The organism is Novipirellula herctigrandis (assembly GCA_007859835.1).
In the GTDB taxonomy this organism is placed as follows: domain Bacteria; phylum Planctomycetota; class Planctomycetia; order Pirellulales; family Pirellulaceae; genus Novipirellula_A; species Novipirellula_A herctigrandis.
Map to the genome: position 1 here is coordinate 3,226,146 of SJPJ01000001.1, position 14,988 is coordinate 3,241,133.

General features: G+C 51.5%; 11 protein-coding genes. 1 reads left to right on the top strand and 10 read right to left on the bottom strand.

Annotated features, from left to right (window positions below; translation table 11 throughout):
• Positions 1–27: 27 nt before the first annotated feature.
• Positions 28–180, top strand: coding sequence for a hypothetical protein (locus tag CA13_RS35010; RefSeq protein WP_419194222.1), 153 nt, complete (start codon positions 28–30; stop codon positions 178–180).
• 148 nt (positions 181–328) lie between these two features.
• On the opposite strand, the gene CA13_RS11905 is transcribed toward CA13_RS35010, so the two are convergent.
• The 10 genes from CA13_RS11905 to CA13_RS11950 all read right to left on the bottom strand — a co-directional run bounded on the left by CA13_RS11905 (position 329) and on the right by CA13_RS11950 (position 14,983).
• The gene (locus CA13_RS11905) at positions 329–1,783 is read right to left on the bottom strand and encodes a phenylacetate--CoA ligase family protein (protein ID WP_146396832.1); all 1,455 of its coding nucleotides are present in this window, start codon (positions 1,781–1,783) and stop codon (positions 329–331) included.
• 4 nt (positions 1,784–1,787) lie between these two features.
• Entirely contained in the window at positions 1,788–2,552 is a 765-nt protein-coding gene (locus CA13_RS11910) for a class I SAM-dependent methyltransferase (RefSeq protein ID WP_146396835.1), read from the bottom strand.
• The gene (locus tag CA13_RS11915; RefSeq protein ID WP_146396838.1) at positions 2,549–3,718 is read right to left on the bottom strand and encodes a glycosyltransferase family 2 protein; all 1,170 of its coding nucleotides are present in this window, start codon (positions 3,716–3,718) and stop codon (positions 2,549–2,551) included. Before CA13_RS11915 ends, CA13_RS11910 begins: the two co-directional genes overlap by 4 nt.
• The gene (locus CA13_RS11920) at positions 3,715–4,872 is read right to left on the bottom strand and encodes a glycosyltransferase family 2 protein (RefSeq protein ID WP_146396842.1); all 1,158 of its coding nucleotides are present in this window, start codon (positions 4,870–4,872) and stop codon (positions 3,715–3,717) included. The genes CA13_RS11915 and CA13_RS11920 overlap by 4 nt, the downstream gene beginning before the upstream one ends.
• 22 nt (positions 4,873–4,894) lie before the next feature.
• Positions 4,895–6,013: a glycosyltransferase gene (locus CA13_RS11925; protein WP_419194223.1), complete on the bottom strand. Its 1,119-nt coding sequence runs from the start codon at positions 6,011–6,013 to the stop codon at positions 4,895–4,897.
• A gap of 59 nt (positions 6,014–6,072) precedes the next feature.
• Positions 6,073–7,737, bottom strand: coding sequence for a hypothetical protein (locus tag CA13_RS11930; protein ID WP_146396848.1), 1,665 nt, complete (start codon positions 7,735–7,737; stop codon positions 6,073–6,075).
• A gap of 238 nt (positions 7,738–7,975) precedes the next feature.
• Positions 7,976–10,132, bottom strand: a complete 2,157-nt coding sequence (locus CA13_RS11935; RefSeq protein WP_146396851.1) for a bi-domain-containing oxidoreductase — start codon at positions 10,130–10,132, stop codon at positions 7,976–7,978.
• A gap of 159 nt (positions 10,133–10,291) precedes the next feature.
• On the bottom strand, positions 10,292–11,578 hold the full coding sequence (locus CA13_RS11940; protein WP_419194224.1) for a glycosyltransferase: 1,287 nt from the start codon (positions 11,576–11,578) through the stop codon (positions 10,292–10,294).
• Entirely contained in the window at positions 11,562–13,496 is a 1,935-nt protein-coding gene (locus tag CA13_RS11945; protein ID WP_419194225.1) for a heparinase II/III family protein, read from the bottom strand. Before CA13_RS11945 ends, CA13_RS11940 begins: the two co-directional genes overlap by 17 nt.
• A 182-nt stretch (positions 13,497–13,678) precedes the next feature.
• Complete coding sequence (locus CA13_RS11950; RefSeq protein WP_146396860.1) at positions 13,679–14,983, bottom strand: O-antigen ligase family protein; 1,305 nt, start codon at positions 14,981–14,983, stop codon at positions 13,679–13,681.
• Positions 14,984–14,988: the final 5 nt, after the last annotated feature.

Here is a 14,988-nt window from a genome sequence, read left to right on the forward strand (position 1 = left end):
TAGCTTCACTCTCCCTCTGCGGAGGTCGTGCAGTTTTTAGAAACCGGGGAAGAAATCGGGCATTACCGTAGCGGAAGTCGCCAAGACTTTCGGCTTTTTGGCGGCTATCTGACCGCTGCCGAAGCTCTTGACGAGTTCCGCTACAAAAACTCACAGCCTCTCTGGGAGAGTCGAGCCTAAGCGAGGAGAGGGCTGAGTACCGGAACCTCCCCTTGCTTAGGCTCGACCCTCCTTAAAAAAGAGGGTGAAGCAACGCCACACGACCTCTGCGGTTGGGAGAGGTGGAAGAAAACTTACGCAAACACAAAATCAATGCAACCCCAAACTCTTAAGTAGTCCAGGGCTGGGCCTTGCAGTGACGGAATTTTCCCGATTCCTCGGGTCGAATTGCTTGGGTCGTGCGTACCGAGATTGACCGGGACTGTCCCATCCAAGACAAAAAACGTTCTTCAATTGCTCGTTCGTTGAAGTCCGTTTTGGTTGCGGGAACAATCCGCAACGTCAACTTTCCACCACGTCCCTCTGTCAGTTGGAAATCCTTGATTTCAGGCTGTTCATAGAAAAAGTTTGATACGGCCTCCGCTGTCAGTAATTCCCCGCTATCTGTAACCAATGCGTCATCGACACGACCTTCCAGGAAGATCCGAGCGGTGGTGCGACCGCATGGACAAGGCGAAGTATCAATTCGGGCAAGGTCGCCAATGTCGTATCGGATAATCGGCATTGCAAGGTTGTGAAGATCCGTAACCAACACGCGGCCGACCTCACCCTCCAAAACAGGTTGCCCATCATGAACGATTTCAATCAGATGTTGGCTCATCAACAGGTGCATCCCATTGGTTTGATGACAATCAAAAGCCATCGGCCCCATTTCTCGACTTCCATAGTGTTCACGCAGCGAGCCACGCAATGCCGATTCAATGCTGGTCTTCCAGGACGTCGGGAAGTTTGCTCCCATCGGTCGAATGACCGGGATCGGCGGCGGTTGGTCATCGCTAATGCGAACGTAGTCGGCCAACGCCCGCAAGTATTCCGGCAGCGCCGTCAATTGCATCGGACGCTGCTCTCGCAGTTTCCTAACGCAGTCACGTAGTACCGAATCGTCACCATCAAGTGGCAACGGCGGTAAAACTGTTTTTGCGCAAATCCAGGTGTCCATGACCAAGCCGCGCAGATCACTGATTGATTCGCGATTCCAGGCGACGCGCCGAGTCGCTAAGGCCAGCAATTGTCGCGATACCGATACAGCGCGGTCGCTTTCGATTCCACAATGAACACTGCAAGCATCAGGCGGGATCGATACTTCCCGCGTGCCATAGCGGTAAGGGCTGTCTTCGGTAAGAGCGACCATAATTGCAGCCCGTTCGTAATCGCGTCTTTCGAAGTCATGGATGACCATGACGCGGCGCGTGGTTCCGCGTGTGCCAACATACTGCCAGTCGGCGTTTCGGCGCGATTGCACGGCAATCCCATCCGGAAAATGTGATTCCAAATCTTCCTTACTTGTGATCGGGAATTGCCGAATGTCATCTAGGCAGCGAAGTCGGTCAGCGGACAAACCCAGTTGATGCCACCGCTGGCGATAGAATTGCGATTCCTGCTCTGCCAAACGCATCAGTTCCGTCAATCGGCTCAGCTGATATTCCTTGATCCGAGCGATGGGCCATCTTTGTTGTCTTCGCATCTGGCGAGCCAACGAGGTCGCCTTGCTTTGCGTCGGCGCAAGCATGGCCGGAAGGGCGATGGATTGGAAAGCTTGGCCGTAAAGAGACGAGAGACGCATAGAACTATCGTTTGACGAGGATGCAATCAACGACGGACGTTAGAAACTCCCGTGTCGATCGACAATGCAATCGACGAAGTAGATGAATTGGACGAGCGATCATCAGCTCAACGTCAAACGGGCCGTTATGAACCATTTGTTCAAATCGTGCAATCGTCATTTGGTTCAGTCCACCGTCCACGTCAGCGAACGTGATTGCACCATCGTCGCGGAAGTCACGCCGCCATCGACACAAAGACGATTCGGAGAACAGCAGGTGTGCCCAAGGAAACGGAGAGAAAAGATGTCCACCACGAGGATGGTACCAGGTCGGGCCAAAAGAAACGATCACTTGACCACCGGAGGGGAGTAAATTTGCGATCGTTTGCAAGATTTCTTTGGGATCGTCGAAATGCTCGAACGCATCCATCGAGATCACGACATCCGCGCTGCCGGCTGGCAAGTGCGTTACAAATTGACACCGATCCAAGACGCCTGCTTCCGAAGCTCGCTGGAGGGCATGGTCGAGAACGGAATGACGGATATCAATTCCCACGACGTTTTGGCATCCTTCCATGGCAAGGTCAATCGCACCATCACCATGGCCACAGCCAAAGTCAACAACCCTTTGGGACTTCAACAAATCCCATTGGCGGTCACCGATGATTTTTCTTAGCCGTTGTGGATAACGGATCAAATGTGCGCCGCGAGAATCCGAAACGGTTCGACTTCGCGGAAAAAAATGACTCAAAAACCAATAGGCAACCCGCCCACCCATTTTCAACCTCACTTTCCCGTTGCCGTACTATTGCTTTCAATGCCTTCTTCGGTTCGCTTGACCTTTTCCCACTGCGGCGGTTGCCGGTTCAATAGACCGCGAACGATTCCAACGCTCATCGCAATCTGGCTCATTCCAAAGTAGAAAAGAACACTGGCAACGCTGGAACTACGACGTAATCGGGGAAATAGAAGAGTCAACAGAACACCCGACGCGAGCAGCGTCAAGAACAAGGCAAAAGCTATGTAAATTGTAGCCGCCGAAGTCAAAGCGATACTACTGATAATCAGCGTTGCAATCAGAATGGGAGAACACCAACGCAGCAATTTGTGAGATACAAACTGGAACCACACCGCCCATTGGCCCCAGTGTGGAACGATCCCACGACGTAACAATTGAACCGCTCCGGCCGCAATTCGCACGCGACGATTGAATTCTTGGCGTGCTGAAAGCGTTCCCGTCTCGATTGCCGTTGCGGCTTGCTCGTAGACGATCCGTCGGCGTGACCGTAAGACGTTCATTGAAATTAAGAAATCATCCAGAATCGTATCGGTTGGAAGCGGCTTGTAGAGTTCACGTCGCAGGACATACATCGCGCCATCAACTCCCATGACACTGCTAACATTCGACTCCGCTCGTTGGATCTGGCGCTCCATTCGGTAATACAACGACTCGCCCGAGCGAAACTCTTCGTCGCTGCCAACGAGTCGCACTTCCCCGGTAACCGCCCCAACACTCGCATCGGTTAGGTGCATGACCAGTTTCGCAACCGCGTCGGCTTCAAGGGTCACGTTCGCATCCGTCAACAGCAGCACGGGATGCGTCGCAAGGCGAACCAATTGATTCACCGCAGTCGCCTTGCCCGCACGAACGTCACCACGGATGACTCGAATGCGATTCGTGGCCCGATTGCGTGCGACGTCATAGGTCTCGTCATCGCTCCCGTCGTCGAAAATAACAAGCTCTAATTTGTCGGCGGGATAATCCAAGGCTTCAAAATTATCAATCTTTTCCGCGATCACATCGCATTCGTTGTGCGCGGGGACCAGCATACTGATTGACGGAGAGAAATCGGGTTCCGTGCATGTTCGGTTTCGGCGAGCCAAAACGGCCAGCATGGGATAAAGAAAATGGGCGTGAAACAGCAGCAGCAGAGAGCCCCAAAAGACGATGATCATCGTTCCGGCTTCCAGACGCCGATCGCACGACCTGAAAGCAATAGCCCCAATCCCAGAGCCGAAGCAACGTTCACGAGCAAGAAATAGTATGCGACATAAACGATTCGGAAGCTGCGAAAGAACGGAATCACGTAAAGAGCAGCGATCGAATATCCGGCCAGCTGAAGAAAAAGAATGGTCGTGTAGGTTTTTACCGAGCCGGAACCGGAAGCTTCACGAAGCGCCAGAACAAACGAGCTGACAAGCATAATGATCAAGAAAACGGGACAGAACCAGCGAAGGACTTTGTGCGCCAGAAGTTGCGGCGCAAACCAGCCAACACGTAGTGGATTCATGGCGGAGGGTACTTTAAGCACGGCGCGAAGGCTACGGTTAACAATTCGACGTTTACGGCGGAACTCACCATTGAAATCGGGCGCGGCGTCTTCAAAGCAAACCGCCTCGGGGTCGAAAATACCGCGATATCCCTTGGCAACGACCTTCAAGGGAAGCAGAAAGTCATTGATATCTTCAGCGGCCAACGGCTCGAAGAATTCTTTTCGGAGAGCATAGATAGCACCATCGGCCCCCACGACACTGCTTAATCGACTCTCCCATGCCTTCATCAACAATTCCATCGACCAATACAGATTTTCGGAATCCGCCGAAGCCGACTGATCGACGTGGGCGTAGCTTTGCCGGCCTACCGAATACCCGATCGTGGGGTCATCGAAATGTCGCAGAAGTTTGCAAAGCACATCGGGTTGGAATATGGAATTGGCATCGGTAAATACTAGAATGTCGCCATTCGCCTCGGGACAAAAGCGAGACAGTCCGGCGGATTTCCCAAGTCGAGGAACCTGACGACAAAGACGAACTCGCGGATCATCACATGCAGCAACGATGCCGTCCGTACGATCATCCGATCCATCGGAAATCACCATGATTTCAAACTTGTCGGCGGGATAATCAAGAGCCAGGGCATTATCCAGTTTTTCACCGATAACAGCTTCTTCGTTGAACGCACTAATGACCAAAGTTACTGTTGGTATTGCTGTCCCGGTCTCTCTTATTGATCGAAATCGCGACAGCATGCAAAGCACTGCAGGATATAGTACAAATGGAGTCGCGACCGCCAACACCGCTAGCCAGAAGATAGTTTCCAGGACACTCATGCTTGGTTTATTATACGTATTATCACGGATCAATTCGGTAGTCAGCTACGCCCGTTTTCGCCACAATAGTATCAACTACTCGCTTTCCAACATCTGACCAAGTTCGGCCAAGCATAGTAACGCTAATATTAGAACGATCGAAGATCGAATTCAGACTATCAGAAATGGCTTCGCCAAGAGCAATTGCGTCTTCAATCGCTACGACGCGGCCACAATCTGGATCTTTGACGATCAGCCCGTTGTCCCCAGCATTGGTAACTACGACCGGAAGTCCGGTTGATAGTGCCTCTAGTACGGCGTTGCAACAGCCCTCACGGCGGCTGGCTAAGGCGAAAAGGTCAGCCGATCGCAGCCAGTTCGCTACGTCGGCTGGGGACTTCGATCCAAGGAAAATGATCTGTTCGGCGACGCCAAGTTCCTGAGCCAATCTTCGTAACTTAACCCCCCAACTAGACGTCACACCACTGCCGATGCAAACCAAATTCAGATCAACGCGGCACCTGATCGATGCAATGGCGCGAATTAGCAGGTCGTGTCCCTTAACGCGTTTCAAATTCCCAACGGAGACCACCAATTTCTTCTGCGAACGGTAGCCCACCAATTGGCGAGCCAGCGACTGCTCACCCGGGCAAAAAGTTTCAGAATCAACGCCATTCGGAATAACTGTAATGATTTCCGCTGGAACTCCCGATTTAACCGCCAGATGCTTCAATGAATGGCTGACAGCGATGACACCTGTCGTCGTTCTTAGTGCCTTAATCAGCTGTGGACCACGCGTTGAATCTTGAAACAGATCTACTTCCAATCCACGCAAAGTCACGAAGACAGGGATGCCCCGTCTCTTTGCGACATTACAGCAGCCGACGCCTTCAGGATATCCGAAGTGTGCATCTAAAATCGAGCCGGAGACTAATGAAGCAGGAAGGCTGTCAAGCCAACGGTCGACACAACGCTGCATCCATAGGCTGTCAAATCGTTTCGCTACGCCAGGGATATAAAACATGCCAGCGCTATCGATCTTGAATTTAGAGGCGGGTAGCGGTGACTGCGCTTTGTGCGGTCGAATGAATGGAAACCAAGGCTGTGGATTGAAAGCACGAACGTTCGCGAGTTCCGCCATCGCGTCCAAACGGCGAAACACAAATAATCCACATTGCGGAGATGAATCTGTTGGCAAATCTCGACAGACGCTCAACACATTCATGAATGATAAATCTTAGCCAAAAAAGAAGCTCTGGCTTGCCAAAGCGAATAGATGTACTTATAGCCAAATACCAAAAATACGGCTCCAAGGCCTAGGAAACCCAGAAAGAATGGGCGTACGTCAAGCGGTTTTGAACTGGGTTTAGCTGTGACTTTAAAAAACTCAGCATTCTGGAGATCGACGGGGACGCAATCGGCAACCAACGATTGAGCGAGATCATTGAGATAGACTTCCATGTTCTCGTAGTTCGGATCGAGTTCGTGCCCATGCGGATTGAGGTCGCCGCCTTTTTTGGCTTCCCAGCGGTCATCGATACCATCCAGATCGGCATCGGGTCGTACGTCGCCCGCATAGACATTTTTGTCGTCTGGAATCTCAAGTTTCCAGCCACCTGATCGAGTGCTGAGCTCGCGAAGTACACGTTTGTCTGTATTGTCCCGTGGTAACGCGCCAAAGTAGGTGGCAACTTGGTTGAGGTTTTTCTTCACGGGAGTGTATGAAACGATTGGGATGCTAGAAAATCGCTCGTCGTGAGTCTCGAATACACCCCGTATTGGTCCAGTGGTTGGACCCTTGCCCATGAGTGCAGATTCCGCTTCCTCGCTCGTTTGGCGAGTGCCGACAATCTCGCCGGGGCTTCCACGCTGTGTGTGCTGGTCATTGCCCCGAAAACTCTGGCCGTCACTTCCCTTATTATTGTGTCCAGTTCCGCTTAGAGCCAAATTATCGCGTAGATAAATGCGAAAACCATTGTCTCCGACGATCACGGGCCTTGGCCCTCCTTGATCAGCATGGCTGAACGATCCTGGGACATACAAATTACCAACTACATTTCCGATTCCTTTTGGTGCATCGAATCCAGATGGGTACTTTCGGTAGTCGTACACCAGGTTATTTGAAAACTCAATTTGAAAGTCCTCGATGCGAAAGAATGATGTTGCCCACGGTGTGCGTGAGTGCGTGTGGGTGTAAAGGTTGTGATGGATCGACACTCTATTCGCATCTTTTGTGATCAGATTAGGTTGACCATGGTATCTCTCATCCGTGCCACTATCAGCTGCATCGCCAAAATGACACCACTGAAGCGTTACGTCCGTTGCACCATCGACAATATCCGCCGCTCCGTCTTGAAAGAAGGAAACGGACACGTGGTCCAACACTACATTCTTGGTCCCCACTCCGATTATGTTGAAGGCATCGCTTCCCGCTTTGGCTCTGCCACGATACCTCACGTGCCGAACGACAACATCATGTGCAGTATAGACCGCGGGGTCTTGCTTCCAGGTTCCAATCCACAATGCTCCACCTTCGATGGCAATTCCACTACCTGGGGCAGTTTGTCCGGCCACATAAGTGTGTGATGGGATCTCCGCCATTCGATGTAGCTTAATCGAGCCCGCAACATCAAAAACGATGTAGCCACCTCCCGCTTCGGCTGCTTGCGCCAAAGCATACCGTAGTTGGCCCGGTTTTAGATAATGCAGCTTCTGTAGCTTGTCCTCATCATCCAGTCGCGTAACGTGGAAAACTTGTTTTCCCCTGGCATGGACAGTATCCGTGCCAAATCCTTCCGCACCCGGGAAACATGGGATCTGAGCACTACTGACGGCACAAATCCCTTCGATGATGCACCAACATCCAAACAAGATGGCTTTCTGCATGTGACTTATCCATTTTTATATTGAAGACGTGAAATTCACCGAAGAACTGGTATCAAACGAACTGCAAACCGTGAAGGAATCCCTGCTCCATTGCCGCCCTATATCAGTGATCGCCGCGTTTGATGTTATTTCGCGGTGATTTCATGTGGGATAGGCTTCCAGCCTGTCAATCCATGCTGTCGACAGGCTGGAAGCCTATCCCACATTGCGGCTTCGCCGCACTATGAAACTGAAATTGCTAAGTCACTAAGAATTCGACATCAATAGGTGTTCGAGTTCGTATGCTTTCTAGGATCGCGAGGCAGCACATCGTCGCTTGGATTCCATCTCGTAATTGGATCGATGGCTTCGATTTGCCCTGGACCACATCTGCGAAATGCTTGAGTTCCTGTCCGTGCCCCTTATCAATTCGTCGGTGCTTGACATCTTTATCACTGCCGCCTCGCACCGTTAAACTTCGGAAATCATCGATCGCTATCGCGGTACCTCCCGCAAACACTTCAAGCCTTTCTTTCCCAAACTTGGATGTGCCAAGACTGCTATAGACCAACACCGCAGTCGACCCATCAGGAAATTCAAAAGTTGCCGTGACATCTTGGATTGCATGAACCGCTTCAGCGGTTCCGGTCGTTATCGCCGATACACGGGTCGGATCGCAGCCAACCAGCCATCGAAACAGATCAACGAAATGGCAAGCTTCCCCCACAATTCTGCCAGCGGACTGTCCTGGATCTAGCACCCAGCTTGTAGCTGGCAGTGAACCTGCATTAACTCGATACGTGATTTGTTTTGGTCCCTGTTTGTCTTCAAGCAACGATTTGACCGTCTGCATCATAGGTGCAAACCGACGATTGAACCCAGTCATACAGACGAGGTTACTTGGTGTGGCCAGCAGTCTGAGACACTCGTCGCGGTTAACAGCCAATGGTTTTTCACAAAAAACATGCTTTCCCGATACTAAAGCAGCTTCCGCAAAGGTTGCGTGCGTTAGATCGCGTGTGAAGATCATGGCCGCATCGACGCGTTCGTCTTGCCAGACGCTAGAGGCATCGGTTGAACACTTTGAGGCACCGTAAAGATTGCCAAATTCCTTTGCGCTCTGAGCCGTCGAGGCAACCAATGCCTCCAGCGAATACTGGTTGCTTGCCTTAATGTTGGGCAAATGGAACTGACGGGCAAAGGCACCACAACCAATCGCTGCAACACGAAGTCTTGATCCACTTACGGTATCAGTTGCAGGTGTCAAGCCGATGTATGGTGGTGACTCGACCGGTTGGTGACCATCGTATTTGAGGGCGATTCCAAGACAGTCATTTGGCCGTTCCATTAATAACGCATAACCAGCATTCGCCTCTTCCAGCTCAAATTCGTGTGTGATCAGCGGAGCCGCCTTCACTTTCCCCGTTTGAATTAAACGCAAAAACTCTTCCATATTGCGTTGTTCCGTCCATCGGACATATGCGTAAGGGTAGTCGATCCCCGATTCTTCGTATGACGTATCGTATCGGCCTGGTCCGTAAGACCGACTAATTACTAGGTCAAGTTCCTTCATGTAAAAATCGTGCCGCGGAACCTCGATCGGCCCCCCACCAACGATGGTAATACGTCCTCGCTCACGCGCCATTTTACAAGCAAGCTGAAGCAATGGGTTGCTGGTTGCGGCACAGATAACAACACCATCGACCCCCATTCCGCGCGTCGCGTCTAGGATGGCACGTGTCGCAGATTCACTTCCAATGCGTGCATCTTCGACGCCGCATTGCTTTGCAATATCGACTCGAGATTGAAGTAGGTCGGTCGCAAACACCCTTACCCCCGCATTTTGAAGCAGCTGAGCAACTAACTGCCCCACCAACCCCAAGCCAATCAGAGCTACCGTATCACCCACACTGACCTGGGACCGACGCACCGCTTGCAGGGCAATACTGCCAATCGCAACTAGGCAAGCTTCACGTGAAGTTACGCCCGGCGGCACCGGCACACAAAGTCGCTTCGACGCGTGAATGATCTCTGCATGCCCTTGCCCCGCATACGCGACCAGATCACCCTGGCGAATCCCTGAGATATCGCTTCCAACTTCAATTGCGATACCAGCACCACTGTATCCCAGCGGGGTCCACTTGGTCATTTCATATTGCACACGTTCCGATGTCTTTTGAACTCCATCTTGCACAAGCATATCGACCACGCTATCGCGAATCTCTTTGTCGCCAATAGCTTTCACCACCATATCTCGCTTGCTGCTTCCAACAGCTGTTGATTCGGTTCCTGGGCTAATGATCGAGTGACAATTGGCGACCAGCACACTGCTGGAATTACATCGCGGAGCGGGAACTTCCTCCGCGTGAACCGCAGCTGCACGCAGCACATTCTTTTGCATAAATACTTGTTTCACGTAGCTACTCTAAATCGTTTGGTAAGTGGACGGCAGGTCTGCGGAAAGAAAGGTAGTGGGCACGAGTGACGTTTAGCTGACATCGCAGGCGTTTCGGTCCGCAGGATCAATAACCGAAAACCTTGGTAGATGTCGCTATGAACGGTCCAAAAAATGCGATTATTCACGTTCCTCAATAGCACGATCAAAGACTTCACGCACTCGCGAGGCGACTGCTACCCAACTGTGACTGATGGCGAATTGGCGAATTGCGTTTCGATCCCATTGCTTTGACAGAGCAGCAGACAATACCGGCGCCGCTGCTTCCGCAGAACGATTGTCGATCATGCTACCCAGGACTGGGTTTGCCAATACCTCGGGAACGTTTCCAACGCGAGTCGATACCAAGGGCGCACCACAAGCCAACGCTTCCATCATTACATTTGGCGAACCCTCACGCGACGACATGATGCACGAAAGGTTCGCGGCGCTGTACCAGAGTTTCAGTTCTTCCTGAGGCCGAGTCCCCGCAATAACGACATGTTCAGCGAGTTGATGCTGATCAATTCGCCGTTGAATCTCCGGCAAATAATCAGGTGCCCCCCAACGGGTTTGTCCACCCACAATCGCGCACATGGCATGCGGATGGGTGCGACGGACCTGGGCAAGTGCATCAACAAGCAAATGAAACCCTTTTAGCTCCAGACGATAACCGACCGATAGAATCAGCGGACGATCGAGCGGCAAGTCTAGTTGTTTTCTCGCATCGTCTCGCGACAGCATTTCAAACTTTGCCAGATCAACACCATTTGGAATAGAATTAATACGGTTGTCATCGGCTCCCAACTGAACCATTCGACCACGCATCTCCTCGCTAAGTGCGATCAACTGGTCTGCCGAACGCAGTGCCTGTCGAATCCGCTTTCCCACGAACGCCTGTTGGGGATAGACCGCGATATCGGCACCTCGGCACGTGATGACAACCGGTCTGTTAAATCGTTTTCCTAGGTCAACAGCGGCGACGCCGTTGGGATAGACAAAGTGCGAATCGATTAGGTCAAAATCGAATCGTTTTTTTAGTTGTCGGATGTACTTTAGCGACGCGAGATAGATTAACTTTGACTGAACTAATCCACCGATTCTGGGGATCATCGGATATCGAGGTCGATGCACGACGAGGCCATCAACAATTTCGTCGTTAGGAACTTGCGACCAAGCGTACCAACGCTTGAACGTCTTCAGTGGCGGAAAGTAGGGAGCCGGGGCGACGATGTGCAGTTCAATGTTTGACGTTTGGGCTAGAATACGCAGACGTTCCTTAACATGAACCCCAAATTCAGGTTGAACCTTTGACGGAAACGACGTTGTGAACACCAGCACCCGTAGCCGCCTAGATGGCGTGCCGTCTGGTACTCGTTCTTCTGTGACATTCTCGCTCGGCATCATCATCTCAGTTCGAATTCTCAACGCCGATATAGACCCGTTCAGCATCATCGGCGAACAAACGCCAACCTACTTGTTGCGGCTGTAAATGTATCGTTGACGATTGTACTACGGACTGCGAGCTCAAACTCGCTCCCATTCCCATGGAAAAATCAAAATCGATCTCACGATCATGCCAGTGGTGTGCAATTAAGTGCTCGGGTGATCGTGACGATTCAACGACCAAAGTTGCCGCGTCAACGAGAGAGTTGTACTCAAGGGCGCGTTTGGCAAATGGTTCCCGTTCGGTGGCACGAATCCAGCGAAGGGAGAAAGGCGAGTTCCCGTAGAACCGACCACTCGCCTCAGGCAAATGCAGTCCGTCCGATTCCAGGGTCGCAGCGTCAAGATTCACGCTGGCCAATTGCCAGTAACAGCTCACCTTTCGTGGCTCATCACACTTAACATAGTCAGCAATCCACAGGCCAAAATTCTCAGTCAATAAAACATGGCGTTCCACTTGCACCCCATTTCCCCAGTTCGCCGAGCCACAAAGCATGGTAAAATCGGTTGCAAAGTATGCGTCAAGTTGTGGAGCGGGCGCTGCAAAAGACCAGGACAATTTGCCAGTCGAACGAACTGGCCCGGCACCCTCCACTTCGATCGTGTTGTGAGCTGCCGAACTGCGGAAATATTCGACCCAGTCCTGGGGTGCGTAATAAGACGGGATGCCGCTGTCCTGCAAGAGCGGGCGTCCCTTGAACCAGTACAGCAGCTGCAACGTGTCGGCATGACCGTGTGCGACCGACGGCGTTGCGTCGGAATGAACACCTGCTGCAATTGGTCCCGCATCGAATAGCAACCAGTGGTCTTTGATTGAAGCAATCGCGTAACCACTCTCACGAAGCAAGACTGATTGCGGAAGTTCGCCCTTACGGTTCAGTGTTCGCCATTTTGCTATCCCTGCATCGCCCAGGAACCAAGTGACTTCTTCCCCTGCTATCTGACCGCACTTCAGCTTTGGTTCTTCGAACAAGACTGCAGCGAAGTTGCAAAGCGAACCGAAATCCCATGTAGCGGATACCGATGACGGAATTGCACGCGCTGAATCGAGGTCGCCAATCGCTGGCCATGTTCCGTCGGTTGTCTGAAAGCTCATTCCAGCAAGAAACGCATTCTTTACGGAACTTGCCAAGATCGACAGGTCGTTACCTCTATTTCGCGCTGCCAATGTGGCAAGGGAAAGAAAACCGAGTGTGAAAAAGTGATAGCTGATGGCTTGCTCGACGCAGAATCCGTCATCGTAGAACTGTTTCGGCCCGTGGGAGCGCAAAACATACAGAGCCAAGTCTTTCCACCGATTGCTTTTCGCAACGACACCATCCAGCAAAAGCGAAATCAAATAGAGTCCTGTTGCTTCACCAATTAAATGGTTGTAGGGACTCGAGAAAAATGACAAATGATGTGAAAGATACTCTGCGTGTTCTGATAACGAGCGACAAATCGCGTCGCAGTCCTGTGGTTCCCAATGGTCCACTTCATTTGAAAGACCGACAAACAACATCCAGGAGATTGCTCGCATCGCCAATTCCAGCGAGCTGGTCCAATGTACGCCGATGTATGGCGGGTTGTGGGCAATCCAATCCAGAATTAGCTCTCGCCCGCGGTTAGAGAACGCAGTATTCCCTGTCAGACGACTGGCCTTACCCAATTCGAACAAGAACTGATGTCGTGACGCTTCCCAAACGAATTTAACATCGGTTGCGGGGCGGTTCTTACTCTTGAAAACGTCGGCATAGAAAACTTGCGGCCATGTTTCCTGATAGTTGGCTGCACGGTGCCAGTCCACTTTGCCTGTGAAATCCCATTCGATCCCCAACAAGGTAGCTTTGCCGTTGAGGGTCTGTTCGGCACTTTCCAAAACTCGATCACATTCAGTTGAATCAATAATAAGCGGGTTCAAGTCTCCTTTGAAAAGGATATCTCGGCAACTTGCCAATGTTGACGCACTATCCGCGATCGACAGACACGTATTAGCACGCCGTGACTGGATACGCTCTCGTACTGTGTGTGTGAATTCACGCGTTCGAAAGGCTATTTCAAAGGGACTTGCCCGTCGTAGCTTTCGAAGCTTCGCGGAAAGACTCATTGCAGCACACCATCTTGCTGTCCCTCACCGCCCTCCGTCGGCAGATTGCCGTAAGCCATCGCTAATCCGCAACACCAGTAGCCCCATTCCGCATCAAACTTATCGCCAAACATGGATGTGACCATGAACGCCGCAATCGCGCCCAACAGGGCGGAACCAAGGATACCCATCTGAACATCACCTGCCTCTTGAAAACTTCGGATTTGCCTGCGCACCATTACCGCGCATATACCGATCATTGCCAAATGCAAAGTAAGGCCTTGGATCCCCCATTCAACTGATTCGTTAATGTAACCATTGTGGATTGCCCTGTTACCGAAGTCTTCTCCTTCGATGTCGTAGATATACGAGCGTCCATGAACGTTCTTGAACGCCGCCCCGCCTGACCCCAACGGGTGATCTGCTAACACATACAAGCCGGCACGCCAAAAAATCAGACGATTTGACGCCGAAGCGTCCCGTTCATCTTCGCCCACGAAAATCGAATTGAATCGTTCCACTAACCTAGTGTTTCCGGCTAGCACGGCCAGTGCTAAACAGCCCAACACAAGGGCACCGATGATTTGTTTGCGAATTGCGCGAGGACTTAGGAATACCATCACGCCGGAAGCGAGAACGCCACCCAACATGGCACCGCGACTACTGCATTCGACAATGACATTAAGTATCAGCGGCGACATTACGATGCCCACCAAACGCTTCCAACCCTTCACACCGATGATTATTGCTCCGGCCAATGGCAGCACGGTGATCATCAGCGATGCAAGTTCGTTAGCATTTGCCGCACCGGGAGCTCCAACTCCTTCCAAACGACCTTCGCGAAAACTTCCGCGGTCATTGATCGTGACTTCGTAGCCAATGTATCCGGCAGCAATTGCCAGGATTACCAACGCTATCATGAAATCATTTCGTGTGCGAATGACTGCAGCAATCAACAACTGCAAAAGACTGAACTTCAGCAAGTTGTTATACGGTTGTTCGCTGGTCTCAGGTTGGGCGGACAATAAGTAATGGACCAGAGTGGCATTGATGACAATAGCGACAAGCAGCCAAAAGGAGTTTTTTGATAGCCCTTTGCATCGAGATGGAAGACTGAAAATGGTTCCGGAAACCAACGCAGCGATCAGCAGTCCGATACCGCCTATGAGGTTCCAGCGGTAATCGCCAAAAGATTCACCCCACCACCACATTGGAGGAAAAGCGAAGAATGTCTGCATGTACAACGCAATGCCCCAAACTGGCCTGCGAAAAAGCATCACACACGCAAACAGGAAACAACAAAACCAAAGGATAACCATCATGGGAC

What these genes read in the sequence shown, in the direction of transcription:
- CA13_RS11905 (WP_146396832.1), bottom strand. Translation starts at nt 1,783, where the DNA reads ATGCGTCTCTCGTCTCTTTACGGCCAAGCTTTCCAATCCATCGCCCTT.
- CA13_RS11915 (WP_146396838.1), bottom strand. Translation starts at nt 3,718, where the DNA reads ATGATCATCGTCTTTTGGGGCTCTCTGCTGCTGCTGTTTCACGCCCAT.
- CA13_RS11920 (WP_146396842.1), bottom strand. Translation starts at nt 4,872, where the DNA reads ATGAGTGTCCTGGAAACTATCTTCTGGCTAGCGGTGTTGGCGGTCGCG.
- CA13_RS11930 (WP_146396848.1), bottom strand. Translation starts at nt 7,737, where the DNA reads ATGCAGAAAGCCATCTTGTTTGGATGTTGGTGCATCATCGAAGGGATT.
- CA13_RS11950 (WP_146396860.1), bottom strand. Translation starts at nt 14,983, where the DNA reads ATGATGGTTATCCTTTGGTTTTGTTGTTTCCTGTTTGCGTGTGTGATG.